The 25,773-nt window shown below is 73.1% G+C and carries 28 protein-coding genes; 12 read left to right on the plus strand and 16 right to left on the minus strand.

Annotated elements, in window-relative coordinates:
* The first annotated feature begins 199 nt into the window (after positions 1–199).
* On the plus strand, positions 200–649 hold the full coding sequence (locus ACFYZB_RS31925) for a nitroreductase family deazaflavin-dependent oxidoreductase (protein ID WP_351211908.1): 450 nt from the start codon (positions 200–202) through the stop codon (positions 647–649).
* 89 nt (positions 650–738) lie between these two features.
* Here the strand turns inward: ACFYZB_RS31925 and ACFYZB_RS31930 are convergent, their stop codons facing one another.
* Entirely contained in the window at positions 739–1,755 is a 1,017-nt protein-coding gene (locus ACFYZB_RS31930) for a cation diffusion facilitator family transporter (protein WP_388764453.1), read from the minus strand.
* A gap of 257 nt (positions 1,756–2,012) precedes the next feature.
* Between ACFYZB_RS31930 and ACFYZB_RS31935 the strand changes: the two genes are divergently transcribed.
* Positions 2,013–2,318, plus strand: coding sequence for a DUF4235 domain-containing protein (locus tag ACFYZB_RS31935; RefSeq protein WP_351211910.1), 306 nt, complete (start codon positions 2,013–2,015; stop codon positions 2,316–2,318).
* Positions 2,319–2,396: 78 nt separating this feature from the next.
* On the opposite strand, the gene ACFYZB_RS31940 is transcribed toward ACFYZB_RS31935, so the two are convergent.
* On the minus strand, positions 2,397–2,861 hold the full coding sequence (locus ACFYZB_RS31940) for a pyridoxamine 5'-phosphate oxidase family protein (RefSeq protein WP_388764455.1): 465 nt from the start codon (positions 2,859–2,861) through the stop codon (positions 2,397–2,399).
* A 43-nt stretch (positions 2,862–2,904) separates the two neighbouring features.
* Positions 2,905–3,624, minus strand: a complete 720-nt coding sequence (locus ACFYZB_RS31945; protein WP_388764457.1) for a TetR/AcrR family transcriptional regulator — start codon at positions 3,622–3,624, stop codon at positions 2,905–2,907.
* A gap of 125 nt (positions 3,625–3,749) precedes the next feature.
* Here ACFYZB_RS31945 and ACFYZB_RS31950 point away from each other — a divergent pair, with 125 nt between their 5' ends.
* Together ACFYZB_RS31950 and ACFYZB_RS31955 are read left to right on the plus strand one after the other, a co-directional pair.
* The gene (locus tag ACFYZB_RS31950) at positions 3,750–5,252 is read left to right on the plus strand and encodes an APC family permease (RefSeq protein WP_388764459.1); all 1,503 of its coding nucleotides are present in this window, start codon (positions 3,750–3,752) and stop codon (positions 5,250–5,252) included.
* Positions 5,253–5,270: 18 nt separating this feature from the next.
* Positions 5,271–6,896, plus strand: coding sequence for an amidohydrolase (locus tag ACFYZB_RS31955; RefSeq protein ID WP_388764461.1), 1,626 nt, complete (start codon positions 5,271–5,273; stop codon positions 6,894–6,896).
* A gap of 29 nt (positions 6,897–6,925) precedes the next feature.
* On the opposite strand, the gene ACFYZB_RS31960 is transcribed toward ACFYZB_RS31955, so the two are convergent.
* Positions 6,926–7,894, minus strand: coding sequence for a GlxA family transcriptional regulator (locus ACFYZB_RS31960; protein ID WP_388764462.1), 969 nt, complete (start codon positions 7,892–7,894; stop codon positions 6,926–6,928).
* Positions 7,895–7,965: 71 nt separating this feature from the next.
* Between ACFYZB_RS31960 and ACFYZB_RS31965 the strand changes: the two genes are divergently transcribed.
* Positions 7,966–8,916, plus strand: a complete 951-nt coding sequence (locus tag ACFYZB_RS31965) for an NADP-dependent oxidoreductase (protein WP_388764464.1) — start codon at positions 7,966–7,968, stop codon at positions 8,914–8,916.
* Between the two features lie 152 nt (positions 8,917–9,068).
* Positions 9,069–9,443: an anti-sigma factor antagonist gene (locus ACFYZB_RS31970; RefSeq protein ID WP_388764466.1), complete on the plus strand. Its 375-nt coding sequence runs from the start codon at positions 9,069–9,071 to the stop codon at positions 9,441–9,443.
* On the opposite strand, the gene ACFYZB_RS31975 is transcribed toward ACFYZB_RS31970, so the two are convergent.
* The 8 genes from ACFYZB_RS31975 to ACFYZB_RS32010 form a co-directional block, all read right to left on the minus strand.
* Positions 9,418–10,374, minus strand: coding sequence for a ribose-phosphate diphosphokinase (locus tag ACFYZB_RS31975; protein ID WP_388764468.1), 957 nt, complete (start codon positions 10,372–10,374; stop codon positions 9,418–9,420). The two genes, ACFYZB_RS31970 and ACFYZB_RS31975, sit on opposite strands and share 26 nt — an antisense overlap.
* Before the next feature lie 44 nt (positions 10,375–10,418).
* The gene (locus tag ACFYZB_RS31980) at positions 10,419–12,680 is read right to left on the minus strand and encodes an ArnT family glycosyltransferase (protein ID WP_388764470.1); all 2,262 of its coding nucleotides are present in this window, start codon (positions 12,678–12,680) and stop codon (positions 10,419–10,421) included.
* 187 nt (positions 12,681–12,867) lie between these two features.
* Entirely contained in the window at positions 12,868–14,640 is a 1,773-nt protein-coding gene (locus tag ACFYZB_RS31985; RefSeq protein WP_388764472.1) for a complex I subunit 5 family protein, read from the minus strand.
* Complete coding sequence (locus ACFYZB_RS31990; protein ID WP_351211968.1) at positions 14,640–14,987, minus strand: sodium:proton antiporter; 348 nt, start codon at positions 14,985–14,987, stop codon at positions 14,640–14,642. Before ACFYZB_RS31990 ends, ACFYZB_RS31985 begins: the two co-directional genes overlap by 1 nt.
* Positions 14,988–14,995: 8 nt before the next feature.
* Positions 14,996–15,733 carry an MnhB domain-containing protein gene (locus tag ACFYZB_RS31995; protein WP_388764473.1) on the minus strand — a complete coding sequence of 246 codons (738 nt, stop codon included), beginning with the start codon at positions 15,731–15,733 and terminating at the stop codon, positions 14,996–14,998.
* Positions 15,730–15,990 carry a DUF4040 domain-containing protein gene (locus tag ACFYZB_RS32000; protein ID WP_351211934.1) on the minus strand — a complete coding sequence of 87 codons (261 nt, stop codon included), beginning with the start codon at positions 15,988–15,990 and terminating at the stop codon, positions 15,730–15,732. The genes ACFYZB_RS31995 and ACFYZB_RS32000 overlap by 4 nt, the downstream gene beginning before the upstream one ends.
* A gap of 339 nt (positions 15,991–16,329) precedes the next feature.
* Complete coding sequence (locus ACFYZB_RS32005) at positions 16,330–16,782, minus strand: monovalent cation/H+ antiporter complex subunit F (RefSeq protein WP_351211936.1); 453 nt, start codon at positions 16,780–16,782, stop codon at positions 16,330–16,332.
* Positions 16,779–16,973 carry a hypothetical protein gene (locus ACFYZB_RS32010; protein ID WP_388764475.1) on the minus strand — a complete coding sequence of 65 codons (195 nt, stop codon included), beginning with the start codon at positions 16,971–16,973 and terminating at the stop codon, positions 16,779–16,781. Before ACFYZB_RS32010 ends, ACFYZB_RS32005 begins: the two co-directional genes overlap by 4 nt.
* Positions 16,974–17,214: 241 nt before the next feature.
* Here ACFYZB_RS32010 and ACFYZB_RS32015 point away from each other — a divergent pair, with 241 nt between their 5' ends.
* The gene (locus tag ACFYZB_RS32015) at positions 17,215–17,790 is read left to right on the plus strand and encodes a VanZ family protein (RefSeq protein WP_388764477.1); all 576 of its coding nucleotides are present in this window, start codon (positions 17,215–17,217) and stop codon (positions 17,788–17,790) included.
* A gap of 104 nt (positions 17,791–17,894) precedes the next feature.
* Positions 17,895–19,130 carry a lectin gene (locus ACFYZB_RS32020; protein ID WP_388764478.1) on the plus strand — a complete coding sequence of 412 codons (1,236 nt, stop codon included), beginning with the start codon at positions 17,895–17,897 and terminating at the stop codon, positions 19,128–19,130.
* A 9-nt stretch (positions 19,131–19,139) separates the two neighbouring features.
* On the opposite strand, the gene ACFYZB_RS32025 is transcribed toward ACFYZB_RS32020, so the two are convergent.
* Entirely contained in the window at positions 19,140–19,385 is a 246-nt protein-coding gene (locus tag ACFYZB_RS32025; RefSeq protein WP_388764479.1) for a hypothetical protein, read from the minus strand.
* 151 nt (positions 19,386–19,536) lie between these two features.
* The gene (locus ACFYZB_RS32030; protein ID WP_388764481.1) at positions 19,537–20,337 is read right to left on the minus strand and encodes an SDR family oxidoreductase; all 801 of its coding nucleotides are present in this window, start codon (positions 20,335–20,337) and stop codon (positions 19,537–19,539) included.
* Positions 20,338–20,519: 182 nt separating this feature from the next.
* Here ACFYZB_RS32030 and ACFYZB_RS32035 point away from each other — a divergent pair, with 182 nt between their 5' ends.
* Together ACFYZB_RS32035 and ACFYZB_RS32040 are read left to right on the plus strand one after the other, a co-directional pair.
* Positions 20,520–21,563: a PHP domain-containing protein gene (locus ACFYZB_RS32035; RefSeq protein ID WP_388764483.1), complete on the plus strand. Its 1,044-nt coding sequence runs from the start codon at positions 20,520–20,522 to the stop codon at positions 21,561–21,563.
* A gap of 18 nt (positions 21,564–21,581) precedes the next feature.
* A complete protein-coding gene (locus tag ACFYZB_RS32040) occupies positions 21,582–21,704 on the plus strand; it encodes a hypothetical protein (protein ID WP_388764485.1) in 123 nt (40 codons plus the stop codon).
* A gap of 236 nt (positions 21,705–21,940) precedes the next feature.
* Here the strand turns inward: ACFYZB_RS32040 and ACFYZB_RS32045 are convergent, their stop codons facing one another.
* A complete protein-coding gene (locus ACFYZB_RS32045; protein WP_388764486.1) occupies positions 21,941–22,819 on the minus strand; it encodes an alpha/beta fold hydrolase in 879 nt (292 codons plus the stop codon).
* A 178-nt stretch (positions 22,820–22,997) separates the two neighbouring features.
* Here ACFYZB_RS32045 and ACFYZB_RS32050 point away from each other — a divergent pair, with 178 nt between their 5' ends.
* Both ACFYZB_RS32050 and ACFYZB_RS32055 read left to right on the plus strand, forming a co-directional pair.
* The gene (locus ACFYZB_RS32050) at positions 22,998–24,029 is read left to right on the plus strand and encodes an SDR family oxidoreductase (RefSeq protein ID WP_388764488.1); all 1,032 of its coding nucleotides are present in this window, start codon (positions 22,998–23,000) and stop codon (positions 24,027–24,029) included.
* Positions 24,030–24,062: 33 nt separating this feature from the next.
* A complete protein-coding gene (locus ACFYZB_RS32055; protein WP_388764490.1) occupies positions 24,063–24,239 on the plus strand; it encodes a hypothetical protein in 177 nt (58 codons plus the stop codon).
* A 204-nt stretch (positions 24,240–24,443) separates the two neighbouring features.
* Here ACFYZB_RS32055 and ACFYZB_RS32060 read toward each other — a convergent pair whose 3' ends face one another.
* Complete coding sequence (locus ACFYZB_RS32060; RefSeq protein WP_388764492.1) at positions 24,444–25,733, minus strand: ROK family protein; 1,290 nt, start codon at positions 25,731–25,733, stop codon at positions 24,444–24,446.
* Between the last annotated feature and the right edge of the window lie 40 nt (positions 25,734–25,773).

Raw genomic sequence — 25,773 nt, forward strand, 5'->3', positions numbered from 1 at the left:
CGAGTCCACCGTCCTTGTACACATGGTGGCGTACGACCGGACCGCCCCGCACGTTCAGGTGCGGGGGCGAGGCGGGCGGCGTGGGCGGGTCTCTTCGACGCGCGCGCCCCAGCGGACCGCGGTACGGATGATTCGCGGGGCCATGGGTGTTGAATGCCGGTGACAGACAGCTGTTGGACCGACGAAGGGGACGGATCCCATGCCTCTCGAGGGCGAGTACGAGCCCAGCCCGGCACAGTGGGTGCGCGAGCAGGTCGAGCTGTACGAGAGCTCCGGCGGGACGAAGGGCACGACGCTCATGGACACCGGGCTGCCGGTCATCGTGCTGACCAGCCGGGGCGCGAAGAGCGGAAAGATCCGCAAGACACCGCTCATGCGGGTGGAGCACGAGGGGACGTACGCGGTGGTCGCCTCGCAGGGCGGCGCGCCCAAGCATCCGGTGTGGTACTTCAACATCACGTCCGATCCGCATGTCGAGTTGCAGGACGGGCCGGTCAAGCGGGACATGAGGGCCCGTGAGGTCACCGGCGAAGAGAAGGCCCGGTGGTGGGAGCGGGCCGTCGCCGCGTACCCGCCGTACGCCGACTACCAGGAGAAGACGTCGCGGGAGATCCCGGTCTTCGTGCTGGAGCCGCTCGACGAGGGCTGAGGAGAGCCGATTCGCGCCGGGTACGGGCGGGATTCGGAAAATTCCGCGCCGGCAAGGTGTGGAGCCGTCTCGCGGTGGGCACTCGTGCGTCAGGCCCCGCCGCGTTCCCCCGTCGCGGCGGGGCTCTCCCGTGCCTCGCCGGCCGGCCGGTCGGTCACGTCCAGGAAGATCTGGTCGGCCTCGGGGAACGTCCGCGCCAGCGACCGCTTGATGCGTACGGCGACCTCCTCCACCCGCTCGCTCTCCAGTCCCGGCACCAGGTCGATGCGCGCGGCCACCAGGGTGGAGGCGAGGCCCATCTTCATCGTGAACAGCGCCTCCACGCTGTCGATCTCCGGTTGGGCCCGCAGCAGGGCGCGGATCCTGCCGCTGAGCTCGGGGTCCGCGGCCTCCCCGATCAGCCGGTCGCGGGCGTCGCGGCCGAGCCGGTAGGCGACGTACACCAGCAGGACGCCGATCGCCAGCGAGGCGGACGCCTCCCAGGCGACCTGCCCGGTCACCATGTGCAGGCCCATCCCGGCGAGGGCGAGCGTCACACCGAGCACCGCCGTGCTGTCCTCGGCGACCACCGTGCGCAGCGCCGGGTCGGCCAGCGAGCCGAGGCCGCCGCCCTGCCGGCGCACCTGGTGCAGGGCCCGCAGCAGCGAGGCGCCCTCGGCGACCAGGGCCACTGCGAGCACGATCAGGCCCGCCACATAGCCGCTGAACTTCTCCTGGGTGCCCTGGCGCAGGGCCTCGAAGCCCTGGAAGAAGGAGAAACAACCGCCCATGACGAAGATGCCGACGGCGGCGAGGAGGGACCAGAAGAAGCGTTCCTGGCCGTAGCCGAAGGGGTGGTGCTCGTCCGCGGGGCGGCGGCTGCGGCGCAGCGCGGCCAGCAGGAACACCTCGTTGAAGCTGTCGGCGACGGAGTGTGCCGCCTCGGACAGCAGTGCGGGCGATCCGGCGAGGACACCACCGACGGCCTTGGCCGCGGCGATCACCAGGTTGGCGGCGAGCGCCACCAGGACGGTGACCTTGGTGTGCCGGTCGGCCGGGGCCCGGTCCCCGTCCTGGGCCGTACGTGCGACCCGCTCCCGCTCGGAGTCGGAGGATGTCCCGCTCACCTAACGCCGACTGCCCCCGAGCGTGCGGATCACACCGTTACGGGCGGCGGAAAACGGGGCACGGCGTGCGCGGGTGTCCTTTCGGCGGCTGGAACTGCTCGCCGTCCGGCCGGCCGGACGGCGGTATCCGGTCGGTGGCACCCTCATGGAAGCGGACATCCGGCTGTTCCGCTCGGCTCCGGTCCCGCCCCCCGGCGAACGGGTGGCCGCCGGGGGACGGCCCGCATGAGGGTCGTCCGACGAGGAAGAAGTGACACATGGCCAAGACAAAGAAGAAGAAGCTCCCCTTCGTCTACCAGCCGGTCGGCTTCGTGCTCAGCTGGGCGGGCGGCGCGCTGGCCGGTGTCGCCTTCCGGAAGGCCTGGACGGCGCTCCGGCACGAGGAGGAGGCACCCGACGCGCTGGACCAGGACCGGGGGTGGGGGGAGATCCTGCTGGCCTCGGCGGTGCAGGGGGCGATCTTCGCGGTGGTGCAGAGCGCGGTGAATCGGGCGGGGGCGAAGGCGATCGCCCGGTCCACGGGGGTTTGGCCTGTGGCCTCCGAAGAGGGGGACCGGGACTGAGCCGCCCACGCGCCGTGCAGGTGCAGAGCATGCGCGACTGCGGGTGCGTTCCGGCCGATCGCGCGGTTCTCCGCGCCCCTACGGGGTGCTGAGCCACTGTCCGTCGCGCAGCAGCTCCCTGCCCTTGAGTTCGTTCGCCTCGCGCCACGCCTGGACCCGCTGCGGGAGCACCCTGAAGTACAGGTAGCGGGTGGCGAGTTGGCGGGGGTCGAAGCCGGTCTTGCCGGCGAAGACCTCGGCGTCCTCCTCGGGAAGGTCCTCCGGGGTCACCGACTGCACGGTGCCCTCGATCACGACGACGTCCCGCGTCGGGCCGAGGCCGAGGCGGGCCCGGCCGGTGGCCACGAGGTTGCGGCCGGTGGGACTCTCGGCCGGGGTGGCGATCAGCAGGGTGGCGCCGTCCCACACGAAGGACAGCGGCACGAGATACGGGGCGGAGCCGTCGGGGCCGGCGGTGGCGACCCACACGTCGACGTCGTTCTCCAGCCGGTGGAGGGTGTCCTTCTTGCGCTCGGCGGTGGTGCGGGCGGGCGGTGGGGTCATGGCGTACGGCCTCCTCGGGATCCGATCCCGTCCAGTGTGGCCGTCAGCCCCCGGTCCCCGCACGAATGTGATCAAGGCGTGTCCGCGCGGCCGTCAGGAGCAGGTCCAGGGCCGCCGGGTAGGAGCTGGAGCGCATCGTGGCGACGAGATGGGGGGCGGTGGCCGCGATGTGCGGGTGGGTCTCGGCGGGCAGCCGGCCGTAGGTGCTCCGCCACACCTCCGCCTCGGCTTCGCGCGCTGCCCGGGGCAGGGCGGTGCCCGCAGAGTCCAGGGCGCCGAAGGCGAGGGCCTGGTCGACGAACGCGTGGTAGATCCGCACCGCCTCCGGGTCCGGGAACCCCGCCCCGCGGAGCACGCCGAGCATGCTCTCCACGGCCTGGATCTCCTGGGCGCGTCCGGTGACCCGGTGGGCGCTGAGCACCGCGGCGCGAGGGTGTGCGAGAGCGCCGGCGTGCATGCGCAGGCCCAGGTCGCGCAGGTCGGCCATCCAGTCGCCGGTCGGCCGCCAGGTCCGCAGGGTACGGCCGATCAGCTCGTCGGCGATGGCCAGCATCAGGTCGTCGGTGTGCCGGAAGTACCGGTAGAGGGAGCTGGGGTCGGCGCCGAGGGCCCGGCCGAGGCGGCGCACGGAGAGCGCGTCGGCGCCGTGCTCCTCGATCAGCCGGAGGGCGGTCTCCACGATCAGCTCCTCGGAGAGCACCACGCCCTGTTTGGTGGGGCGGCGGCGCTGCCGGGCGGTGGACGGGACGACACGGTCGGTCATGGAGGCCTCCCTGGGCTGTGCCCGGCACCTTATGACAACACCGTTGACCTGTTAAGGGCCCCGGCAGTTTCATTTCCGGTCACCGGGGCCGTCCGGGGCCCCGCGGTGCGAGCGGAGAACCGGCCATGAGTGACAGACCCTTCGGAGTGGATCCCTCCGCGCGGCCCGAGCTGCGCAGGTCCCTGAGCGTGGTGGACGGTGTGGCCGTGGCCGCCTCCAGTACGGCCGCCACGACCAGCATCGGCATCGGGCTCGGGGTGACCGCGGGCGTGGTCGGCCCGCATCTGCCGGCCATCATGCTGCTGGCGTTTCTGCCGGTCCTCGGGATCGCCGGCGCCTACTCGCGGCTGAACCGGGTGGAGCCGAACGCGGGCAACGGCTATGTGTGGGTGGGCCGTTCGCTCAGTCCCTGGCTCGGCTTCATGACCGGCTGGGTGAACGTCGTGGCGAGCGTGGCGTTCCTCGCCTACACCACGGCGGTCACGGGTTCGGCGCTGCTGCAGCTCGCCGGGGAGGCCGGCCTGCACCGGATCGGATCCCTCGGCCTCGATCCGGGCTCGACCGCGCAGACGACGGCGGTGGGGATCGTCGTCCTGGTCGCCGTCACCCTGACCGCCGTGACCGGTGTGCGCACGGCGGCCCGGCTGCAGACCGGGCTGCTGGTCTTCGAGTACGCCGTGCTGCTCGGGTTCTGCGGCTACGGTGTCGTCACCGGACCGCACTTCTTCCGGCTCTCCTGGTTCGACCCGTTCGCGATCCCCTCGGCGACCGCGCTGGCGCAGGGCCTGCTGCTGTCGGTGTTCTGCTACTGGGGGTTCGAGGCGGCGTTCACCGTCAACGAGGAGGTGCGGGACCCCCGTGACGCGTCCCGCGCCGGGACCATCACCCTGGTGACGATGCTCGGGCTGTTCCTGCTCGGCTCGGTCGCCTTCCAACGGGTGCTGTCCCAGGACGAGTTGGCCGGTCATGGCGCGCAGGGGCTCGCCTACTACGGGGACCGGCTGGCCGACCAGCCGCTGGCGGCGCTGCCGCTCGTCGCCCTGATGTTCTCGGCGGTGGCCTCGCTGCAGGCGGGGGTCATCCCGACGGCGCGCGGGATGTTCGCGATGAGCCGGGACCGCACCCTCGGTCCGGTGTGGTCCAGGGTCAGCGCCCGATACGGGACTCCGGCGGCCGGGACGCTGCTGATCGGGGCGCTGGCCGTCGCGGTGGCCGCGGGGGCGCTGGTGATCCCGCGCCTCGCCGACATGATCGACGCGATCGTGAACGCCGTCGGGATCGTCGTCGCCCTGTCCTACGCGCTCACCGCGCTGGCGGCCGCCGTACGGTTCCGCGCCCTGCTGCGGGACGACTGGCGGCAGGGTGTCCGGGCGGTGCTGCTGCCCACGCTCAGCGCACTGGCCCTGCTGGCTCTCGGCGGCTATCTCGGCTGGTCCTTCTACACCGCGGCCGACCACCTCGAACTCCGCGCCGACAACGGCTGGTTCCTGCTGTTGATGCCGGTCGCGATGATCACGTCCGGATTCGCGGCGGCAGCGTGGGCCAAGTGGGTGCGCAGGTCGCCGTACTTCCGTACCGGGGCGGGCACCGACGCCGACGCGCCCGAACTTCTCACCACCTCCAACTGAACTGTCAGGAAAGGCATCATGCACGCTGATCTCCTCTTCACCGGCGGCCCCGTCCTCACTCCGGACGGCCGTACGGCGACCGCCGTGGCCGTCACCGGGGACCGGATCACCGCCGTCGGGCACGACGAGCTGCGGGACCTGGCCGGGCCGCACACCGAGGTGGTCGACCTCGCGGGACGACTGCTGCTGCCCGGCTTCCAGGACGCGCACGTCCATCCGGTACCGGCCGGCCTGGAGCTGGCCCGGTGCGATCTGTCGGGTGCGACGACGGCCGAGGAGACCGTGACCGCCGTACGGGCGTACGCCGAGGCCCGTCCGGAACGGGAGTGGATCCTGGGCGGGGGCTGGTCGATGGAGGCGTTCGCGGGCGGTACGCCGACGAAGGAGCTGCTGGACGCGGTGGTGCCGGACCGGCCGGTGTATCTGCCCAACCGCGACCATCACGGGGCCTGGGTCAACAGCCGGGCGCTCGAGCTGGCCGGCATCGGCCGGGACACGCCCGACCCGGCCGACGGGCGGATCGAGCGGGACGCCGCCGGAGAGCCGAGCGGCACCCTCCAGGAGGGTGCGATGCAGCTGGTCGGCCGGCTCACCCCGACCGCCACACCGGCCGAACGGCTGGCCGCGCTGCTGAACGCCCAGCGGCATCTGCACGCGCTCGGCATCACCGCCTGGCAGGACGCCCTGGTCGGTGACTTCCTCGGCATGGACGACCCGGCCGAGGCGTATCGCACGGCGGCGCGGGACGGCTCGCTCACCGCGCGGGTGCGGGGCGCGCTGTGGTGGGACCGGGAACGCGGGGCCGAGCAGATCCCCGAACTGGTGGAGAAGCGTGCGCAGTTGAGCCATGGACGGTTCCGGGCGGGCACGGTGAAGCTGATGCTGGACGGGGTCGCCGAGAACGGTACGGCCGCGCTGCTGGACCCCTATCTGGACCGGTGCGGGTGCGCCACCGGCAACCGCGGCAAGAGCTTCATCGACCCGGGGCAACTGCCCAAGTACGTGACCGAGTTGGACGCCCTCGGCTTCCAGTGCCACTTCCACGCGCTGGGCGACCGGGCCGTACGCGACGCGCTGGACGCGGTCGAGGCGGCCCGCGCCGCGAACGGGCCGAGCGACACCCGGCCGCATCTCGCGCACCTCCAGGTCGTGCATCCGGACGACGTGCCCCGCTTCGCCCTGCTCGGCGCCACCGCGAACATCCAGCCGCTGTGGGCCGCGCACGAACCGCAGATGGACGAGCTGACGATCCCCTTCCTCGGACCCGAACGGGCCGCCCTGCAGTACCCGTTCGGCGCACTGCTGCGCTCGGGGGCGCGGCTCGCGGCGGGCAGTGACTGGCCGGTGAGCAGCCCCGATCCGCTCCAGGGCGTCCATGTCGCGGTCAACCGGGTCGAGCCGGGCGGCACGGGGCCGGTGTTCCTGCCCGAGGAACGGCTCACGCTCGCGGACGCGCTGGGCGCGTACACGGCCGGATCGGCGTACGTGAACCATCTGCACGACTCCGGGCGGGTGGCCGTCGGCGCCCTCGCCGACCTGGTGGTGCTGGACCGCGACCCGTTCGCCGGGCCGCCCGAGGCGATCGCGGAGACGGGCGTGGCGCTCACCTATGTGGGAGGTGAGCGGGTGTACGGCGCCGAGTGACACCGTCAGGCGCAGCCACCGGTGCCGCCTCAGCGGGCCTGCTGGAACGTCCGCCGGTACGCCTGCGGGGACACCCCGATCGCGGCGTGCAGGTGCTGGCGCAGCGAGGCGCCGGTGGCGAAGCCCACCTCGGCGGCGATCCGGTCCACCGGCAGGTCGCTGGACTCCAGCAGGTGCCGGGCGCGGGCGACGCGCTGCTGGATCAGCCAGCGGCCGGGGCTGAGGCCGACCTCGTCGTTGAAGCGGCGGGCGAAGGTGCGCAGGCTCATCCGGGCGTGGCCGGCGAGGTCGGACAGGGTGAGCGGCTCGTCCAGGCGCTCCATGGCCCAACTGCGGGTCGCGGCCGTGCTCGCCGCGCCGCTGACCGGGACCGGCTGCTCGATGTACTGGGCCTGGCCGCCGTCCCGGAACGGCGGGACGACACAGCGGCGGGCGACGGAGTTGGCCAGCTCGCTGCCGTGGTCGGTGCGGACGATGTGCAGGCAGATGTCCACACCGGAGGCGGCTCCGGCGGAGGTGAGGACGCGGCCGTCGTCGACGAAGAGGACGTCGGGGTCGAGGTCCACCCGCGGGAAGCGGCGGCGGAACACCTCGGCGACCTGCCAGTGCGTGGTCGCCCGGCGGCCGTCGAGCAGGCCGGCCTCGGCGAGCACGAACGCGGCCGTGCAGATCGAGACGATCCTGGCGTCCGGGCGGATGCGGGCGAGGGCCGCGGAGACCTCGTCCGGCAGCTCGGCGGGGATGTACTCGGGCGGCATCGAGGTGACCACGACCGTGTCCGCGGTCCCGAGGATCTCCGGGCCGTGCGCGACACCGATGGTGAAGTCGGCGTTGGTGCGCACCGGGCGGCCGTCGACCGTGCAGGTCAGGACCTCGTAGTGGCCGTCGGCGGCGCCGAGGATGCGGCTGGGGATGCCCAGCTCGAAGGGGTAGACGCCGTCGAGGGCCAGGACGACCACCCGCTCCGGCGGCCGGGTGCGCAGCTGCATGTCAGGCATGGCACGATCCTATCGAAGCTTGGCATTCATGCCATTTCCCGGGCGGGCGGCGCCCGGCAGGCTGGGTGACCATGAGCGATGACAACACGATGCGAACCATCAGCCAGGACGTCCTCGGTGGTCCCGAGGTCCTGAGGGAAGTGCCGACGGAGCGGCCGAAGCCGGGCCCCAACCAGGTGCTGGTCCGGGTGCGGGCGGCCGGGGTCAACCCCACCGACTGGAAGCACCGGGCCACCGGCGGCTTCCTGGGCGAGCCGCCATTCGTCCTCGGCTGGGACGTCTCCGGCGAGGTCGCCGAGACCGGGATCGGTGTGGCCGCGTTCCGGCCCGGCGACGAGGTCTTCGGCATGCTGCCCTACCCCTACGGCCACGGCTCACACGCCGAGTACGTGATCGCCCCGGTGCGTGCCCTGACGCACAAGCCGGCCTCGATCGACCACACCCAGGCGGGCGCGCTGCCGCTGGTGTCCCTGACCGCCTGGCAGGCGCTGACCGAGCACGCGGACGTACGGCCCGGACAGCGGGTGCTGATCCACGCGGCGGCCGGCGGGGTCGGGCATGTGGCGGTGCAGATCGCCAAGGCGCGCGGTGCGTACGTGATCGGCACGGCGAGCGCGGGCAAGCACGGCTTCCTGCGGGAGATCGGTGTGGACGAGCCGCTCGACTACCGGACGACCGACGTCACCGCGGCGGTGCGGGACGTCGATGTGGTCCTGGACACGCTCGGCGGGGACACCTCCGTCGAGTCGTTGAAGGTGCTGCGGCCGGGCGGCGTCGTGGTGTCGATCCTGCCGGTGGGGTCCCAGGACTTCCACGACGAGGCCGAGCGGCTCGGCGTGCGGGCCGTGCGCATGCTGGTGGACGCCGACCGGTCCGGAATGCGGGAGATCGCGCAGCTGGCGGAGTCCGGGAAGCTGAGGGCGACGATCGCCGGGACGTTCCCGCTGGCCGAGGCGGCGAAGGCGCACGAAGTGGGCGACACCGGACGGACCACGGGGAAGCTGGTCCTTCTGGTCGACTGAGCCGCAACACCCGGCAGGCCGGGCGGGGTTGCCGGGTGACACGCTTCAAAGTCGAAGACATATGTCAACCGAACATGCTCAAATTCCTTCCATCGAGGGTAACTTGACGATCGGGAGACCGTCGTCCGGGCACGGGTGGGAGGTGATGCGTCGTGGGAGACGAGCCTGCACCACTCACCCCTCACCTCCGTGTGTACGAACACCGGGCGCACACGGTGCTGGAGTTTCGGGGCGAGATCGACCTGGTCTCGGCGACGGAGCTCGGTCCGTGCCTGGACCGGGTCACCGGGCGGCCCGGCGCACAGGTCGTCATCGACCTGCGGTCGGTGGAGTTCTTCGACTGCTCGGGGCTGCGGCTGCTGTACCGGTCCCGCGCCCGGGTGCTGGACGGCGGCGGGCAGCTGCACCTGGTCTGCACGCATCCGCTGACCCTGCGGGTCTTCCGGGTCACCGGGCTGTCCCGGCTGCTGCCCCCGCACCCGTCGCTGGACGCGGCCCTGGCTACGACTGCTCGAACAGGGCGCTGACCGATTCACCGTTGTGGATGCGCCGTACCGCCTCGGCCAGGGCCGGGGCGATGGAGAGCACCCGCAGCTTGTCGGTGTGCCCGGCGTGTTCCTCCTCCATGGGGAGCGGCACGGTGTTGGTGCAGACGATCTCCAGCACGTCCGGCTGTTCGCTCAGCCGCTTCAGCGCGCCCGCCGCGAACAGCCCGTGCGTGCAGGCCACCCGGATCGACCGTGCACCCGACTCGCGCAGCCGCTCGAGGAGTTCCACCACCGTGCTGCCCTTGGCGATCTCGTCGTCCAGCACGATGACGTCCCGGCCGGTGACCTCGCCGATGACGGAGCTGATGCTCACCCGGTCGTCCGCGAACCGCTGTTTGGCGCCGGCCGCCACCGGAGCCCCGATCAGCCGGGCGAAGGCGGCGGCCTCCTTGGCGTTGCCGAGGTCCGGCGAGACGACCGTGGTGCGGGTCAGGTCGTACTGCCGGAAGTGCGCGGCGAGTTCGCGCAACGCGTTCAGGTGGTCGACCGGCACCGAGAAGAAGCCGTGCACCTGCGGGGAGTGCAGGGTCATGGCGAGCACCCGGCCCGCGCCGGCCGCCACGAGCAGATCGGCGACCAGCCGGCCGCCGATGGAGATGCGCGGCGCGTCCTTCTTGTCGGAGCGGGCGTAGGAGTAGTGCGGCATGACGACGGTGATCCGGCCCGCGGAGGCACCCCGGGCGGCGTCGCACATCAGCAGCAGCTCCACCAGGTGTTCCTGCACCGGCCGGACCAGCGGCTGGATCAGGAAGACGTCCCGCTCCCGGCAGTTGGCCTGGAGCTGCACCCCCAGGCAGTCGTTGGCGAACCGGCTGATCCGGGTGGGGCTCAGCGGCACGCCGAGGTGGGCGCAGACCTCGCGCGCCAGGTCGGGGTGGGCGTTGCCGCTGAAGACGGCGATGTCTCGCACGATCCGCTCCTCGCCCGATCACTGCAGGACCGGGATCATGCTACCTACTGGGGGCCGCACCGGTAGAGCGTCTGGGCCGTGGCCGTCCGCATGGCGCCGGGGTCCGTCCCTCCGTAGGCCGAGGCCGGCACCTCGGTGCAGGCGGACCGCACCCAGGTGGTGACCTGCGCGGCGGCCGTCGTCGCTCCTTCGGGCGCGGGACCCATGCCCCGGCCACCGCCCAGCAGCACGTACCGCACCTGGCCGGCGTCGACCAGCTGCCGGAACCCTGGCTCGGTGGGGAACGGCACGCGGCCGCTGAAGCCACCGAGCGACAGCACATGGGCGCCGGTCGCCAGGATGTACGGCGCCGCGGTGCTCCAACTGCTGGTGACGAGCGTGTAGGCGGCGGAACCCTGGTGGGCGCGGGCGTAGTCCAGCAACCGGCGCTGGTCCGTGGTCAGCGAGCCGCCGTCGGCGCCCCCGAAGCCGCCCCGGCCGCCGAAACCGCCCCAGGCACCGGATCCGCCCCGGCCCGTGCCGCGCGCGGTCTGCCCGACCATCCCTGCGCCGGTCCAGGCCGCCTGGCCGAACCGTCCGGCCCCCGAACGCCCCGCCCCCTGGCCACGGTTCGGGCCGGACGGGCCGACCGCGCCCATGGTGGAGCCGCGGTAGCCGGGACTGAAGACCTGTACGGCCCACGCGCTCGGCGCGAGGAGCAGGGCGGCCAGGGAAGCGGCCAGCCCGGCGAGCGCGAGGCGCCCGCCGGCGCGCGGGAGCCCGGGCCGGGACAGCAGCAGCACGACGGCGGCGAGTCCGAGCACGGCCACCGCGGGCGCGAGCCAGGGCACGAACGACGGGAACCGGCTCGCGAGGTACGCGGCCCAGGCGGCGGTCGCCGCGACCGCGCCCGGCAGGGCCCAGGCTCGGCGACCGCCGGCCTGGTGGGCGCGCCACATCTGCACGCTCCCGGCGCCGGTCAGGGCGGCGAGCGGCACCGCGATCACGCCCATGTAGTAGGTGTGTCCGCCGACGCTGCCGGCGCTGAAGACCAGGAAGTACAGGGCGAGCCAGGCGGTCCACAGCAGGTACCCGGTGCGCAGCCGGTCGGTGCGGGGGCGACCCCGGCACCACAGCAGACCCAGGACCGCGGCCACGGCGGCGAACGGGTAGAACCATCCGGTCTGGGAGGCGAGCGACGTGCCGAACATCTTCGACCAGCCGTTCTGGTCGTCGCCGAACCCGCCGGCGGCCTGTCGGCCGTCCCCCGCGCCGGCAGCCGTGCCCCCGGCGGCCGGCGCTCCACGGGAGGCCCGGACAGAACCGCCGTCCCACGCGCCGCGCGCCCCGGCTCCGGGGTGCCCGACACCCGTGGCGCCCGTGCCCCGCGTCTCGCCGAACATGTGTCCGGCGCCGCCGTGACCGCCTCCGCCGCCCTGGGTCGCGCTCACGCTGCCCGTGGAGGCCGCGCTGATGCCGAGCGAGGAGAAGCGGTTCAGGAAGTTGTAGCCGACCACCATGCTGAACGCGGAGTTGTTGGTGGTGCCATCCACATACGGCCGGTCCTTGGCCGGGGTGAGGGTGACGGCGAGCATCCACGACGCCGACACGGCGGTCATCACCGCGGCGGACACGCCGAGGTGCACCAGGCGCCGGCGGAGCGTGAGCGGTGCGGACAGCACGTAGACCAGGGCGAGCGCCGGCAGTACGGCCCACGCCTCCAGCATCTTGGCCTGGAAGCCGAGACCGACCCAGACGCCGGCGGCCAGCAGCGGACGCAGCCGGCCGTCGCGGGCGGCGCGCTGGGTGGCCTCTGCCGCCAGCAACAGGCACAGCGTGAACGCGGGGTCCTCCACCGCGGTGCGGAACAACCCGACCGCCACGGGGGTCACCAGGAAGGCCGTACAGGCGATCAGTGCCGCGTGCACACCGGCCCAGCGACGCACCAGGCGGTGCAGGACGAGCAGACTGGCCACTCCCTCCAGGACCTGCGGCAGGACCAGGGCCCAGGGATGGAATCCGAAAAGCCTCGCGGAGAGCGCCTGCGGCCACAGGAATCCCGGCAGTTTGTCGAGCGTGATGGAATTGCCGGGGTCGAAAGATCCGTAGAAGAACGCCTTCCAGCTCTCCGTCATGCTGCGGGCGGCGCTCGCGTAGAAGGTGTGGTACTGGCTGTGGCCGATGCCCCAGCCGTAGAGAACGGCGGCGAGCACGGTGAGGAGCAGCAGCGCCGGACGCGCGTACGCGGGCTCGCCCGCCGGGGATCGCCAGGGTGCGCGGCGGGTGGCACCGGTGGGTGCGGTTACGTCGAGGACGTTCGTGGCCATGGGCAGCAGTCTTGGTCAACCGCGCGCCCCGGCCGCGCCGATGCGGCCCCCTTCAAGGAAACTCTCACCACCCCCAGGGCATCTCTTTAATCACACAACACGGAATTTGCAGCGGAAAAGTGTGCTCCTTACCTGCGCCTGGATTCCGCCGTACACAGGAATGGGACAGCCGTCCCACAGGTGCCGGTCAGCCGCCGAGCACCCCCGGCAGGGCCAGCACCCCCAGCACCGTGGCGCCCACGAGCAGCCAGGCCACGTAGTCGCCGACATGTCCGGACTGCATCCGGCGCAGCGGCCGGGCCCAGTCGGGGGCGGCGGTCCAGTGCGGGCGGGTCACCGCGAGGCCGGCGAGGCCCACGGCCAGCACGGTGGAGGCCAGGCCGAGAAGGACGCCGGGCAGCGTCCACTGCGCCGAGGCATGGGCGCCGCCCGATCCGGCCTCGTTGACGGAGCGGGCCACCACGTCGCCGAATCCGGGGACCGCTCCGACGGCGAGAGCGGCGGCGAGGAGCACGGCGGGGACCGTCGTCATGGTGTCCGGGATGCGCCTGAGCAGGCCGGTCGTCTCCGGCTCCTCCTCGGACCCGCTGGTCTCCAGGTCGGAGTCGGCCTCCTCGGGGCGTGGCCCGAGGCCGCGGAACACGCGTGCGGTGACCCTCAGCACGGCGCCGGCGGTGATCGCCGATGCGGCCACGTACACCACCGTGAGGGGGCCGCCGACCGCCTCCTCGGTGACCGCCTTGCCGAGCCCCGTACCGAACGGGAACAGACCGGCGAGGCCGAGGCCGCCCACGGCGAACATCACCGCGGTCGCGCGCAGTTCGCGGGCCCGGCCGTGCAGCGCGTGTTCGTCGAGGCAGCCGTACCGGTCGAGCAGGACGCCCGCGCACGCGAACAGCGCGGCCTTCACCCCGGCGTGCCCGAGGATGTAGAGGGCGACCCCGTCGTCGCCCTGCGGGGTGAGGATGCCGATGCCCACGAGGAACAGGCCCGTGTGGGCGATGGTGGAGTAGGCCAGGAGGCGCTTGATGTGCCGCTGGTACCAGCACATGACGGCGCCGGTCGCGGCCGTGAGCGTGCCGAGCGTCACCAGGGCCCGGGTCAGATCGGCGGCGGGGATGCCGCCGGGTCCGGCGAAGACGGTGCCGTACACCCGCCAGACGCCGTAGGCGCCGAGTTCGACCATCACGCCGGACAGCAGCATGCAGACCGGGGTGGGGGCGACGGCATGCGCGTCCGGGAGCCAGAAGTGGAAGGGTACGGCGGCCGCCTTCACCAGCAGCCCGGTCAGCACGAGGACGAAGGAGGCGAGGACGAGGGAGTCCGCGCCGCCGTGTCCCGCCGCCGCGTCGAGACCGCGCCCGATCTTCGTCATGGCCAGCTCGCCGGTGCGGGCGTACAGCAGGGCGATGCCCATCAACATGGCGTATGCGCCGAGGGAGTTGATGACACCGAAGGTCAGTGCACCCTGTACGGCCTTCGGGTCGTCGATGCGGTAGCCGGTGAGCGCGTACGCGGTGACGCTCATCAGCTCGAAGAAGACGAACGCGTTGAACAGGTCGCCGGCGATGGCGAACCCGCACATCGCGCCCTGGAACACCAGCATCAGTGCGGTGAAGGCGCCGGGGTGACCGCGCGGTGGTTCGTCGAAGTAGCGCCAGGAGTAGGCGAGTGCGGCCAGTGTCAGCACGGAGACCAGGGCGGCCATGCCGAGCGAGGGTCCGTCGCCGACCACGACGATGCCGACGCTCTCGCCGCCGACGGGCAGCCAGCCACCGACCCACTCCACCATCGGCGGCGAGGAGTTCGGCAGCAGCACCAGGGCGAGGGCGGCCGTACCGCCGGAGACCACGAAGCCGGTGACCTCGGCGGCCATCCGGGGCAGATGGCGGCCGGTGGCCACCAGCAGGGCGGCGCCGAGCAGGGGGATCGCGACGAGCAGTGGGAGCAGATGGTGCATCAGCCGCGCAGCTCCCGCAGTTCGTCGGGGTCGACCGTGCCGTGCCGCTTGGCGATCTGCAGGACGAGCGCGAGCAGCAGCGCGGTGGCAGTGGCGCCGACGACGATGTCGGTGAGGGTGAGCGCCTGGACGACCGGGTCGACCACTGGGCGGGAGCCGGGTTCGAGGTCGGAGAAGACGGGTGCGGTGGCGCCGTCCCGGTAGCCGACCGCCAGCAGCAGCACATAGGTGGAGGACTGGCAGACCGCGAGACAGCCGACGGCGTGGATGAGGTTGCGGCTGGTGGCGAGGCCGTAGCAGCCGGTCAGGAAGACGTAGGCGGCGATCAGGTAGGGAAGGACGTGCATCACGGTGGTCAACTCCCGTGCTCCTCCTCGATCTCGACGGCCTGGTCCAGGAAGTTCGCGAGCAGCACGACGACCGCGCTCGCCACCTCCATGCCGATGGCCGCGTTCAGCAGGGGGACGGTGCCGCCGGAGGACAGGGTGTTGAAGGTGCCGTACGGCAGCAGCGTGTTGGCGAGGAACGCGGTGCCGGCCAGGACTCCGGCGACGCCCAGCACGAGGTAGCAGGAGACGGCGAGCGCGTCGGAGGTCTCGAAGGCGGTGATCGGGCGGACGCGTTCCAGGGCGTGGTAGTCGGCGCCGAGGTACAGCAGGTGCAGGGCGGTCGCGGCGACGACTCCGCCCTGGAAGCCGCCGCCGGGGCTGAGCTGGCCGTGGGCGATGACATAGAGGCCGGTGACCAGGGCGACGGGCAGCACGACCAGCGCGTAGCGGCGGACCGGGCGGGCCACCTCGGCGGGTTGCGGCTGCGCCCGGTGCTCGTCGCGGGCCTGGCGCAGCAGCACCACGCAGCCGAGCACGGCGGAGAACAGGATGGTCATCTCGCCGAGGGTGTCGTAGGCACGCTGGTCGAAGTTGACGGAGGCGATGGTGTTGGCGGTGTGCCGGGTCAGGGAGGCGTGCACGGCCCGGGTGCCGTACGGATGGCTCCGGCCGCCGAAGCCGGGCAGGTCGAGGCAGGCCGCGACGAGCAGAGCGGCCAGGCCGGTGCCGCCGACGGCCAGCAGGGTCAGGCGCAGCCGGTTCACCGCGCGCCCTCCTTCGCACGGCCACGGCGTCTGACCTTGCGCACGCTCAGCATGATGAGCAGCGGGGTGAGCACGGAGCCGACGGCCAGCTGGGACAGGCCGACGTCCGGCGCCTGGAACACGGTGAACAGCACGGCGAGGACGGTGCCGAGCACGGACAGCACCAGTGCCTGTCGGGCGGGGTCACGCTGGAGCACGGCCGCGGTGGCGGAGGCGGCCGTGAGGAGCAGTGCCACGACGATCACGGCGTCGCCCATGCCGCACCTCCGCCCGATGCGCCTGACGACACGTCAGCAACCACGCTGCCCTCCGCCCACCGCACGGGCCCGTCGGCCACGGCACACTCCCACGCCCGGCACACGGGCGCACCGGCCCCGGCACATTCCCGCGACCGCCCGGCAACCGCATCCGCCGCCCCGCACCGCTGCGAGGACCCCGTACGCGCGACCCCACGACCCCGCAGCCGCCCCACGCGCGCATCCGCCGCGCCGGACCCCCTCGACCGCACCGCACGCGCATCCGCCACCCCACACCCCCTCGACCGCACCGGGTCCGTCATCGCCGCCGTGTCCCCCTTGGCCCCGCCCCAGCTCGTGTCAGCCACCCCGCACCCCCCGGAAGCCGCCGGACAGGGCGCGTGAGGCGATCACGTTGCCGGTGATCAGGAGGGCGCCGATCACCAGGAGCTTGACCATGGCGCGGCCGGGGCCGGTGGCGGCGCTGACGGCGATCACGACCGCCGCGCTCAGTGCGGCGGCGGTCCAGGTCAGCCCCCAGGCGCTCGGCCGCTCGCCCTCCAGTTCGTCCGAGAGGAGCCGGGCGAAGACGAGCGTGCCGACCGGGCCGAGCAGGGCCAGCAGCAGGGCGAGGTCGACGTAGGCCGGGCGGCCGTAGCCCTGGGAGAGCAGCAGCAGGGCCGGGCACAGGGCCGGGGTGGTCATGTTCTGGGCGACGACCCGGCGGGCCGGCGGCCCGGTGGTGACACCCCACAGGGCGGCCGCCCCTCCCCCGCCCAGTTCGACGGTCGCCGCGAGGATCCAGCCGTTCACCGCCAGGTCACCGCCCGCCGGCCGGCCCGTGCCAGCAGCGCCCCGACCGCGGCGGCGCTCCCGCCGACGACCCGCTCCAGGGTGTCGACCGAGGTGATGAACACCAGCCACAGCACTGCCAGCGCGCCCCACCAGACCAGGAGTTCACCGAGGACGAGGAGGATCGTGCGGGGAGCCGTGCGCCGGGTCATCCGCCACCTCCTCGGTCCGCTCTGCACACATACGCGGCGATCTGTCCGATGCGCCGCTCGGGGCATCCAAGCACCGCCCGACCCCTGGAGGGGCGGCGGCACGCGGGTCCGCAACCGGAGTGCCCCGGGAGCGTGAACGGAAACGCCGCCCGGCACCCGGAGCCGCCCGAGTGGCGGCATCCCGGGCGGGTTGCCGGGTAACCGCCTTGGGACACGGGCGAGTTCACCACGGGAGGACCTCATGTCCCGAGCCGTCCTGCGCCTGCCCTCGGCGCTGAGAGCCCCCGGAAAGCGGGCGCCGGCCGAGAAGACCCGCCGGTCCGCCGGACGACACGCTCTTCCCCTGCTGCTGCGGGTGCCGGCGATGCTGGTCGCCTTCGTGTGCATGGTGGCCTTTGCTGCCGCCCTGGCCCGGATCACCCTGGAACCGTCGCCCTCCTCGGCGCACCTGACGCACGGCAATCTGCACCCGGGCCACTCGCTGCGGGCCTACCTGGAGCGGGCGCGGACGGTGGACGCGGTCCGGCAGATCGGCGGGAACGTGCTCCTGGGTGCCCCGTTCGGGGTGCTGGTGCCGGTCCTCGCCCCGCGTGCCCGCGGGGTGCTGCGGGTGCTGGCGCTCACGGCGCTGGTGATGCTGTCGGTGGAGCTGGTGCAGGGGGCGTTGGTCACCGGGCGGGCCTTCGACATCGACGACGTGCTGCTCAACACCGCCGGGGCGCTGCTCGGCTGGCTGCTGCTGGGCCGGCGGCTCGGGCGGGCGGTGCACCGGCTCGTGCGCGGGCCGGCGAAGAAGGAGCCTGCCGACAGCAGCTGACTGGCCATGCGTCAGCAACAGGTCCGTACCAGGGTATTGACGCCGCCTTTTCTCACTTCTTAAATCAAGAGGCATCTCACCCCCCACGCAGATACCGGAGAGCCATGACCTCCCCACGCCTGCTCCGCAGATGCCTCCTCGCCGCCCTGTCCGCCGTCCTGGCCGGTTCCGCCGCCGTCGGCCCGGCACGGGCCCGGGCCGCCGTGCCGGCGGCGGCGACCGTCACCACCTTCTCCGACACCTTCGACGGGCCCGCGGGCTCCCCGGTCGACTCCTCGAAGTGGAACCTGGAGACCGGCGACAACGTCAACAACCATGAGCGGGAGTACTACACGTCCGGCACGAACAACGCGGCGCTCGACGGCCAGGGCCACCTGGTGATCACGGCCCGCAGGGAGAACCCGGCCGGCTACCAGTGCTGGTACGGCAGCTGCCAGTACACCTCGGCCCGGCTGAACACGGCCGGGAAGTTCAACGCCCAGTACGGGCACGTCGAGGCGCGGATGAAGATCCCGCGCGGGCAGGGCATGTGGCCGGCGTTCTGGATGCTGGGCACGCCCGTGAACTGGCCCGACTCGGGCGAGATCGACGTGATGGAGAACGTCGGGTTCGAGCCCTCGACCGTGCACGGCACCATCCACGGCCCCGGCTACTCCGGCTCCGGCGGCATCGGCGCGGCCTACACGTTGCCGAACGGACAGGCCTTCGCGGACGGTTTCCACACCTTCGCCGTGGACTGGGCGCCCGGCTCGATCACGTGGTCCGTTGACGGGACCGTCTACGAGCGGCGCACGCCCGCCGACCTGGGCGGAAAGACCTGGGTGTTCGACAACAAGCCCTTCTTCCTGATCCTGAACCTGGCCGTCGGCGGCTACTGGCCCGGCGATCCGGACGCCGGCACACAGTTCCCGCAGCAACTGGTGGTGGACTCGGTGTCGGTGACGACGAGCGACAGCGCGGCCGGGGTCCCGATACGGGGCCTGGCCGGCAAGTGCGTGGACGTGGCCGGCGCGAACCCGGCGAACGGCACCCCCGTCCAGCTCTACGACTGCAACGGCACGGCGGCCCAGCAATGGACGGTCGGCTCGGACGGCACGATCCGGGCGCTCGGCAAGTGCCTGGACGTCACGGGCAACGGCACCGCGGACGGCTCGACGGTCCAGCTGTGGGACTGCACCGGCGGCCCGAACCAGAAGTGGACCGTCACCGGGGCGCACGACATCGTCAACCCGCAGGCGAACAAGTGCCTCGACGTGACCGGGAACAACTCGGCCAACGGCACACGCCTGCAGATCTGGACGTGCACGGGCGGCGCCAACCAGAAGTGGACGGTCGGCTGAGCCGTTGCCTCAGTGCAGCGTCCAGGTGTACTTGCCGCCGCCGACCCAGCGGACCGTGTCCGGGTCGTCCATGTCGTGGATGGGGATGCCGTAGGCGGCGGCGGTCTCCAGCACATCGGTGACCGTCCTGGCCGCACCGACCACCTGACCGTCGATCTCCATGATCCTGAAGGGCGGTTCGCCCGGCTTGCCCGGGCACACCCCGTGCACCAGAACCCGCGGATGGGCGATGTGGGGAACACCTTGTTCGGTCATGCAATTCAGCGTAGAACGCAATGCGGGCCGACGGCTCATCCGCGGGACCCGTCCAGGAAACACCGGGCGCGGCCCCCGCCCCGCGAGCTCGACGCAGCGGACACGTGTGGGGCCGGGGCCGTCACACGAACCGGTCCGGGGGCGCACCGTCTCAGGGACTCCGCCAGTCGTCGCTGGTCAGGTGCGAGCCGGCCTGCGGGCCCATGCGGAGCATGCCGCCGTCGACGCTCCAGGAGGCGCCGGTGACGTACGAGGCGTCCGGGCTCGCCAGGAACGCGATGACGGCGGCGACCTCCCGCGCGTCGCCGGGCCGCCCGAGCGGCACGCCGGGCCGTCGCTCGGTGTGCACGTCCGTGTCCTCCTGGCCGGTCATCGGGGTGGCGATCTCGCCGGGCGCGACCGCGTTCACGGTGATGCCGTACTCGGCGAGCTCCAGCGCCATGACCTGCGTGAGCAGGCCGAGCCCGCCCTTCGCCGCGCAGTAGGGGGCGGCGCCGACCCGGGGCTGGTGTTCGTGGACGGAGGTGACGTTGACGATCCGGCCGCCGTCGCCCTGCCGGATCATGTGCCGGGCCGCGTGCTGCCCGCACAGGAACGGGCCGACGAGGTCCACGTCCAGGACGCGGCGCACGTCCGCGAGGGTCAGGTCGAGGAAGGGGGTCATGATGCCCGTACCGGCGTTGTTGACCAGGACGTCGAGGCGGCCCAGTTCCGCGCACAGCTCGTCGATGGTGTCCGCGGCCCGGGGCAGCCGGGTGAGGTCCAGCCGGGCGACGGCGGCGCGGCGGCCCTTGCCGCGGACCTCTTCCGCCGTCTGCGCGGCGCCCTTGTCGTCGGTGTGCCAGGTGATGCCGATGTCCAGGCCCGCCTCGGCCAGGCGTACGGCCGTGGCTCGGCCGATGCCGCTGTCGGCACCGGTGACGATCGCTGCACGGGTCGCTGCGCTTGGCATGAGCGGCCTCCTCGGCTGCGGGTGCGCATCGCAGTACCCGGGGGTGGGGCGGGCAAACCGTTTCGCCGTTGGGGTGTGGTGGAGATGAGGCTGCGGGTGACTCGTGGTTGCTCGCGCCCGCGCGGCGGAGCCGCATGTCGCCCCGCGCGCCCCTTCGGGGCACACCGGGCACCCTGGGTTGCATGGAACCCGTGACCGCCCTGGACCGGATCGCGTTTCTGCTGGAGCGGGCCTTGGCTCCCACCTACCGGGTGAAGGCCTTTCGTACCGCCTCCCGGACGCTGGCCGCCCTGCCCGCGGACGAGGTTGCCGAGCGGGCGGCGGCCGGGACGCTCGAGGCGCTGAAAGGGGTCGGGCCGAAGACCGCGCAGGTGGTGCGGGAGGCGCTGGCCGGGGAGGTGCCCGGTTATCTGCGCAGGCTGGAGGAGGAGGCCGGGACGGCGGCCGGGGCGGCGGCTGCCGGGGCCGGGCTGCGGGCGTTGGTCCGCGGGGACTGTCACACCCACTCGGACTGGTCCGACGGGGGCAGCCCGATCGAGGAGATGGGGCGGGCCGCGGCCGAGCTGGGCCATGAGTGGACGGCGCTGACCGACCACTCCCCCCGGCTGACCGTGGCCCGCGGCCTGTCGCCGCAGCGGTTGCGGGAGCAACTGGCGGTGGTGGCGGAGCTGAACGCGCGCTGGGCGCCGTTCCGGCTGCTCACCGGCATCGAGTGCGACATCCTCGAGGACGGCTCGCTGGACCAGGAACCGGAGCTGCTGGAGCAGCTGGACGTGGTCGTGGTGTCGGTGCACTCCAAGCTGCGGATGGACGCCCGGTCGATGACCCGCCGGATGGTGGCCGCCGTGCGCAACCCGCACGCCGATGTGCTCGGGCACTGCACCGGGCGGCTGGTGACGGGCCGGGGGCGGCCGGAGTCGGAGTTCGACGCGGACGCGGTTTTCGCCGCCTGCGCCGAGTCCGGTACGGCCGTGGAGATCAACAGCCGCCCCGAGCGGCTGGACCCGCCCCGCCGGCTGCTGCGCCGGGCCGTGGAGGCGGGCGTCCTGTTCTCCATCGACACCGATGCGCACGCGCCCGGCCAGCTCGACTGGCAGATCCTCGGCTGCGCACGGGCCGAGGAGTGCGGGGTTCCCGCCGATCGGGTGGTGACCACCTGGTCCGCCGACGCACTGCTGGACTGGACGCGGGAGGGGCGGGCACCGGCCCGCGCGGCGGGTTCCTGACCCGCTGATGGAGGGCCGTTGCTGCAGGCCGGACCTGCGGCGGGATTCCCCCGGGCCGACCTGCAGGGGGCCTGGGCGGAGGCCGTCTGCGCGGCCCCCGCCGACCTGCTCGAACGGCTGGACGGGAGCCCACCGGCGTGAGCATCATGGGAGTGGTACAGGTCACATGGCCGGCCGGAACGCCATGGGGTGGTTGCCTGTTGAACCAATCGTGGATACGGATGGGGCGGTGTCCCCGGGCCTCACTATCTGCCCACTGGGACGATCGTTCGGCTGAAGCCCTGTGGAGCCCTTCGCCGAGAGGCGACCGCCGTCCGTACCCGCCGCCTGACCGCCCCGGTCGTGAATCCCCCGTCACGGCCGGGGCCCTTTCGTGTTCACCGGCCGGCCGCTCGGGCAGCGGCCGGCTCGCCGGTGCGGACGACCCCGGCCTCGATGAACTCCCGCAGGTCGGCGGTGAGCCGTGCGGCGTGTGTGGCGAACAGGCCGTGGCCGCCGTTCTCGTACACCTTCAGGGTGGCGTCCGGCAGCAGCCGGGCCGCCCGCTCACCGGTGAGGGACAGCGGCGCGGAGGCGTCGTGCGTGCCGTGCACCACCAGCACCGGCAGGTCCAGCGCGGGCAGTTCGCCGGCCAGGTCCAGCGCGGCCACCACGGCCCGGACGCCGTTCGCGGCCCGCGGGGTGGCACCCAGGCAGCAGTCGATCAGGTGGCGGACGTAGTGCGGGGACACCTGGTTGCCGGGCCGGTGGACGGCGAAGAAGTCGTCGGCCAGAGCGGTGAAGTACGCCGCACGGTCCCGCCGGAACACCTCGTCGTCGGCCCGCACGTCCGCCGGATCCCAGCCGTCCGGGGTGCCCGGCGAGCGGACGACCCCGGGGCTGACCCCGGCGACGAGGACGGCGCGGGCGACCCGGTCCCCGCCGTGCCGGGACAGGCAGCGGATCACCTCACCGCTGCCGACCGAGTGGCCGACCAGCGTGACCTCGCGCAGGTCGAGGTGGTCGAGCAGGCCGTGCAGGTCGTCCGCGAGGGTGTCGAGGTCGTATCCGTTCCAGGTGTCCTCGGAGCGTCCGTGTCCCCGCCGGTCCAGCGCCACGCAGCGGAAGCCGGCCTCCGCGAGCGGCAGCGTCTGGTACTCCCACATCTCGTGGCCGAGGTAGGCGCTGGCGGCGAAGACGGCGACCGGGCCGGTGGCCGGACCGTGGTCGATGTAGTGCAGACGGGTGCCGTCGACGGGGCTCTCGAAGTACGGCATGGGGTGCCTCCTCGGCGGTGGGGTCCTGGTGCGACGCCTCTGGGTCGCGCTGACGTCCTCGATGCTCCCCGGACTGCGCGCACCGGTCGATTACCCGCCACGTCATGGCCGGGTGTGCGCGCGCCCGGGCCCGGGTACCCGGCCGGTCCGCCGGAGCGTGGGCCGAGAGGAGCCGAAGGTGAGCAGCGCAGCGGGCAGCAGGGTCGTCGTCACGGGCGCCACCGGCAATGTCGGCACGAGCGTGGTGCGCTTGCTCTCGGAGGACCCGGACATCAAGTCCGTGCGCGGACTGGCCCGGCGTACGCCGGCCTGGTCGCCGCCGAAGACCGAGTGGTCCGCGGTCGACCTCGCCTCCGAACAGGCGAACCTCGCCGAGCGCTTCGAGGGCGCCGACGCGGTGGTCCATCTGGCCTGGGCGTTCCAGCCGACGCACGATCCGGCGGTCACCTGGCGGACCAATGTGCTCGGTGGGATCCGGGTGTTCGAGGCGGTCGCCGCGGCGCGGGTGCCGGTGCTGGTGCACGCCTCGTCCGTGGGCGCGTACTCGCCCGGCCCGAAGGACCGTGCGGTGGACGAGTCCTGGCCGACGCACGGGTGGCCGGACGCCGCCTACTGCCGGGAGAAGGCCTACCTGGAGCGCACGCTGGACGTGTTCGAGCGGGACCACCCCGAGGTGCGGGTGGTGCGGATGCGCCCGGCGTTCCTGTTCAAGTGGGAGTCCGCGAGCGAACAGCGGCGGATCTTCGGCGGGCGTTTCCTGCCGGGTCCGCTGGTCCGGCCGGAGCTGCTGCCGGTCCTGCCGGACATCCCGGGGCTCAGGGTGCAGGCGCTGCACACGGACGACGCCGCCGAGGCCTGTCGGCTGGCACTGCACTCGGACGGTGCGCAGGGTGCCTTCAACCTCGCCGCGGACCCGCCGCTGGACGCCGGCGTGCTCGGCGAGCTGCTGGGCAGCCGCCCGGTACGGCTGCCGCGTGCGGCGGCCCGGTCGGCGATCGCCGCCGCCTGGGGACTACACCTGCTCCCGGCGTCCCCGCATCTGTTCGACGCCGTGCTCCGGCTGCCGCTCATGGACTGCGGCCGGGCCCGCACCGAGCTGGGCTGGCAGCCGCGGCGCACGGCGACCGAGGTGCTGCAGGAGTTCCTCGACGGCCTGCAGAAGGGCGCCGGGACGGACACCGAGCCGATGCGCGGGCGCAAGGTCGGCTGACCCGCCGCGCGCCCGGGCCGAGGGGAGAACGCCATGGCCGCACAACGAGAGCCGGAGCCGGACCGCGACACGGGCCCCGTCCCGAGGGACATGCCCGACCAGCAGGCGGGCGTCGGCAAGGACCCGTGGGAGGTCACACCGGAGAAGCCGCGCAAGCACGAGGCGACGCCGGCGGAGGACGCGCCGGACGCGGACGAGCCGTCCGGCTGAGCGGCGGCCCGCACGGCGGGCAGCGTCGTGCGACACAGCCCCGCGCCCCTTGCGGGGCGCTGCAGGCCCGGCGCGGTCGAGCGCGGTCGGCCACTGCGGGCAGTCGTGCCGCTGCGGGCGGCACGGATGGGCGCAGCGGCACCCCGTCCAACCGGAGCGGTCATCGGGTCTTCAGCACCGGGCCCTGCACGGCCGACGTGTCGCCTACCGCGGTGCCCTCTCCCGCAGCGCCGCGCGCCACGCGGGCAGGCGGTCCTCGGTGAGCGGTTCCGGGCGGCGGCCGCCGCTGGTGAAGAAGTCGGCCAGCGGCAGGATCGCCGCGCCGACGGTGACCGCGTCCGGGCCGAGCCGGCCGAGGTCGATGGTGACCTTGCCGGCCGGATGACGCAGGGCGTACGTCGTCGCGTGCCGGCGTACGGCCGGCAGGATGCGGGCGCCCAGCTGGAGCCCGGCCCAGCCGCCGATGAGGATCCGCTCGGGCTGGAAGAGGTTGACCAGGTCGGACAGGCCGGCGCCGAGGTACTCGGCGGTCTCCTCCAGGACGGCCCGCGCGACCGGATCGGGCTCGGCGCCCTCGGCCGGGTACGCGGCGGCGAGCATCGCGGTGAGGGCGGTCTCCTCCTCGGTGCCCTCGGGCGGCCGGCCACCCTCCTCCCGCCAGCGGGCGAGCAGCGACTCGGCGCCCGCATAGGCCTCCAGGCATCCGAGCGCCCCACAGCGGCAGCGGCGTCCGCGCACCCGCACGGTCAGGTGCCCCCACTCCACCGCCCGCCCGTACTCCACCTCGGGTGAGACCACGCAGGCGCCCACGCCGGAGCCGAAGAGCACGACCACGGCGTTGCGGGCCCCGCGTCCCGCGCCGAACCACATCTCCGCCTGGCCCAGCGTCTTGGCGCCGTTGTCGATGAAGTACGGGATCTCGTCGGGGAGCCGTGAGGCCGAGCGGAGCAGCTGCTCCAGCGGTACGGCGTCCCAGCCGATGGTCTGCCCGTGGACGACGGCGCCCTGCTCCGGGGTGTGCTCGACGATGCCGGGCACGCCGACTCCGACACCGAGCAGCCGCTCGGGCACGGCCTGTTCGGCGCCCAGGACCTCGGCGATGCCGTCGCGGATGTGACCGGCGATCACCTCGACGTCATAGCCCTGCGGGGCCAACCGGCGCTCGGTGCGGGCCAGTTCGGTCAGGGCCAGGTCGAACAGCTCGACGCGGACGCGGGTTTCGCCGACGTCGACGCCGATCACCTGTCCGCTGCCCGGGGCGACGCGCAACAGGGTGCGGGGCCGGCCGCCGTCGGAGTCGACACTGCCGGCCTCCTCGACCAGACCGTCCGCGATCAGGTCGGCGACCACGTTGCTGACCGAGCCGGAGCTCAGGCCCGTGGCCGGGCCCAGCTCGAAACGGCTGAGGGGGCCGTCGAAGTACAGCTTCTGCAGCACCGCCGTGCGGTTGCCCCGCCTGAGGTCGCGTACCGTGCGTCCGTTGCGCCCCGCCATGCGGCTCCCTTCACGAACCGTGTCCGACCTGCAACATACC

The organism is Streptomyces sp. NPDC001852 (genome assembly GCF_042891825.1).
Classification (GTDB): domain Bacteria; phylum Actinomycetota; class Actinomycetes; order Streptomycetales; family Streptomycetaceae; genus Streptomyces.

Bases quoted from the DNA above. Each gene is read 5' to 3' on its own strand.
- ACFYZB_RS31945 (WP_388764457.1), bottom strand. From the start codon at position 3,624: ATGACCGACCGTGTCGTCCCGTCCACCGCCCGGCAGCGCCGCCGCCCC.
- ACFYZB_RS31940 (WP_388764455.1), bottom strand. From the start codon at position 2,861: ATGACCCCACCGCCCGCCCGCACCACCGCCGAGCGCAAGAAGGACACC.
- ACFYZB_RS31955 (WP_388764461.1), top strand. From the start codon at position 5,271: ATGCACGCTGATCTCCTCTTCACCGGCGGCCCCGTCCTCACTCCGGAC.
- ACFYZB_RS32035 (WP_388764483.1), top strand. From the start codon at position 20,520: ATGGAACCCGTGACCGCCCTGGACCGGATCGCGTTTCTGCTGGAGCGG.
- ACFYZB_RS32045 (WP_388764486.1), bottom strand. From the start codon at position 22,819: ATGCCGTACTTCGAGAGCCCCGTCGACGGCACCCGTCTGCACTACATC.
- ACFYZB_RS31960 (WP_388764462.1), bottom strand. From the start codon at position 7,894: ATGCCTGACATGCAGCTGCGCACCCGGCCGCCGGAGCGGGTGGTCGTC.
- ACFYZB_RS31950 (WP_388764459.1), top strand. From the start codon at position 3,750: ATGAGTGACAGACCCTTCGGAGTGGATCCCTCCGCGCGGCCCGAGCTG.
- ACFYZB_RS31935 (WP_351211910.1), top strand. From the start codon at position 2,013: ATGGCCAAGACAAAGAAGAAGAAGCTCCCCTTCGTCTACCAGCCGGTC.
- ACFYZB_RS31990 (WP_351211968.1), bottom strand. From the start codon at position 14,987: ATGCACGTCCTTCCCTACCTGATCGCCGCCTACGTCTTCCTGACCGGC.
- ACFYZB_RS31965 (WP_388764464.1), top strand. From the start codon at position 7,966: ATGAGCGATGACAACACGATGCGAACCATCAGCCAGGACGTCCTCGGT.
- ACFYZB_RS32055 (WP_388764490.1), top strand. From the start codon at position 24,063: ATGGCCGCACAACGAGAGCCGGAGCCGGACCGCGACACGGGCCCCGTC.
- ACFYZB_RS31985 (WP_388764472.1), bottom strand. From the start codon at position 14,640: ATGCACCATCTGCTCCCACTGCTCGTCGCGATCCCCCTGCTCGGCGCC.
- ACFYZB_RS32025 (WP_388764479.1), bottom strand. From the start codon at position 19,385: ATGACCGAACAAGGTGTTCCCCACATCGCCCATCCGCGGGTTCTGGTG.
- ACFYZB_RS32060 (WP_388764492.1), bottom strand. From the start codon at position 25,733: ATGGCGGGGCGCAACGGACGCACGGTACGCGACCTCAGGCGGGGCAAC.
- ACFYZB_RS32015 (WP_388764477.1), top strand. From the start codon at position 17,215: ATGTCCCGAGCCGTCCTGCGCCTGCCCTCGGCGCTGAGAGCCCCCGGA.
- ACFYZB_RS32030 (WP_388764481.1), bottom strand. From the start codon at position 20,337: ATGCCAAGCGCAGCGACCCGTGCAGCGATCGTCACCGGTGCCGACAGC.
- ACFYZB_RS32000 (WP_351211934.1), bottom strand. From the start codon at position 15,990: ATGGGCGACGCCGTGATCGTCGTGGCACTGCTCCTCACGGCCGCCTCC.
- ACFYZB_RS31925 (WP_351211908.1), top strand. From the start codon at position 200: ATGCCTCTCGAGGGCGAGTACGAGCCCAGCCCGGCACAGTGGGTGCGC.
- ACFYZB_RS32020 (WP_388764478.1), top strand. From the start codon at position 17,895: ATGACCTCCCCACGCCTGCTCCGCAGATGCCTCCTCGCCGCCCTGTCC.
- ACFYZB_RS32010 (WP_388764475.1), bottom strand. From the start codon at position 16,973: ATGACCCGGCGCACGGCTCCCCGCACGATCCTCCTCGTCCTCGGTGAA.
- ACFYZB_RS31980 (WP_388764470.1), bottom strand. From the start codon at position 12,680: ATGGCCACGAACGTCCTCGACGTAACCGCACCCACCGGTGCCACCCGC.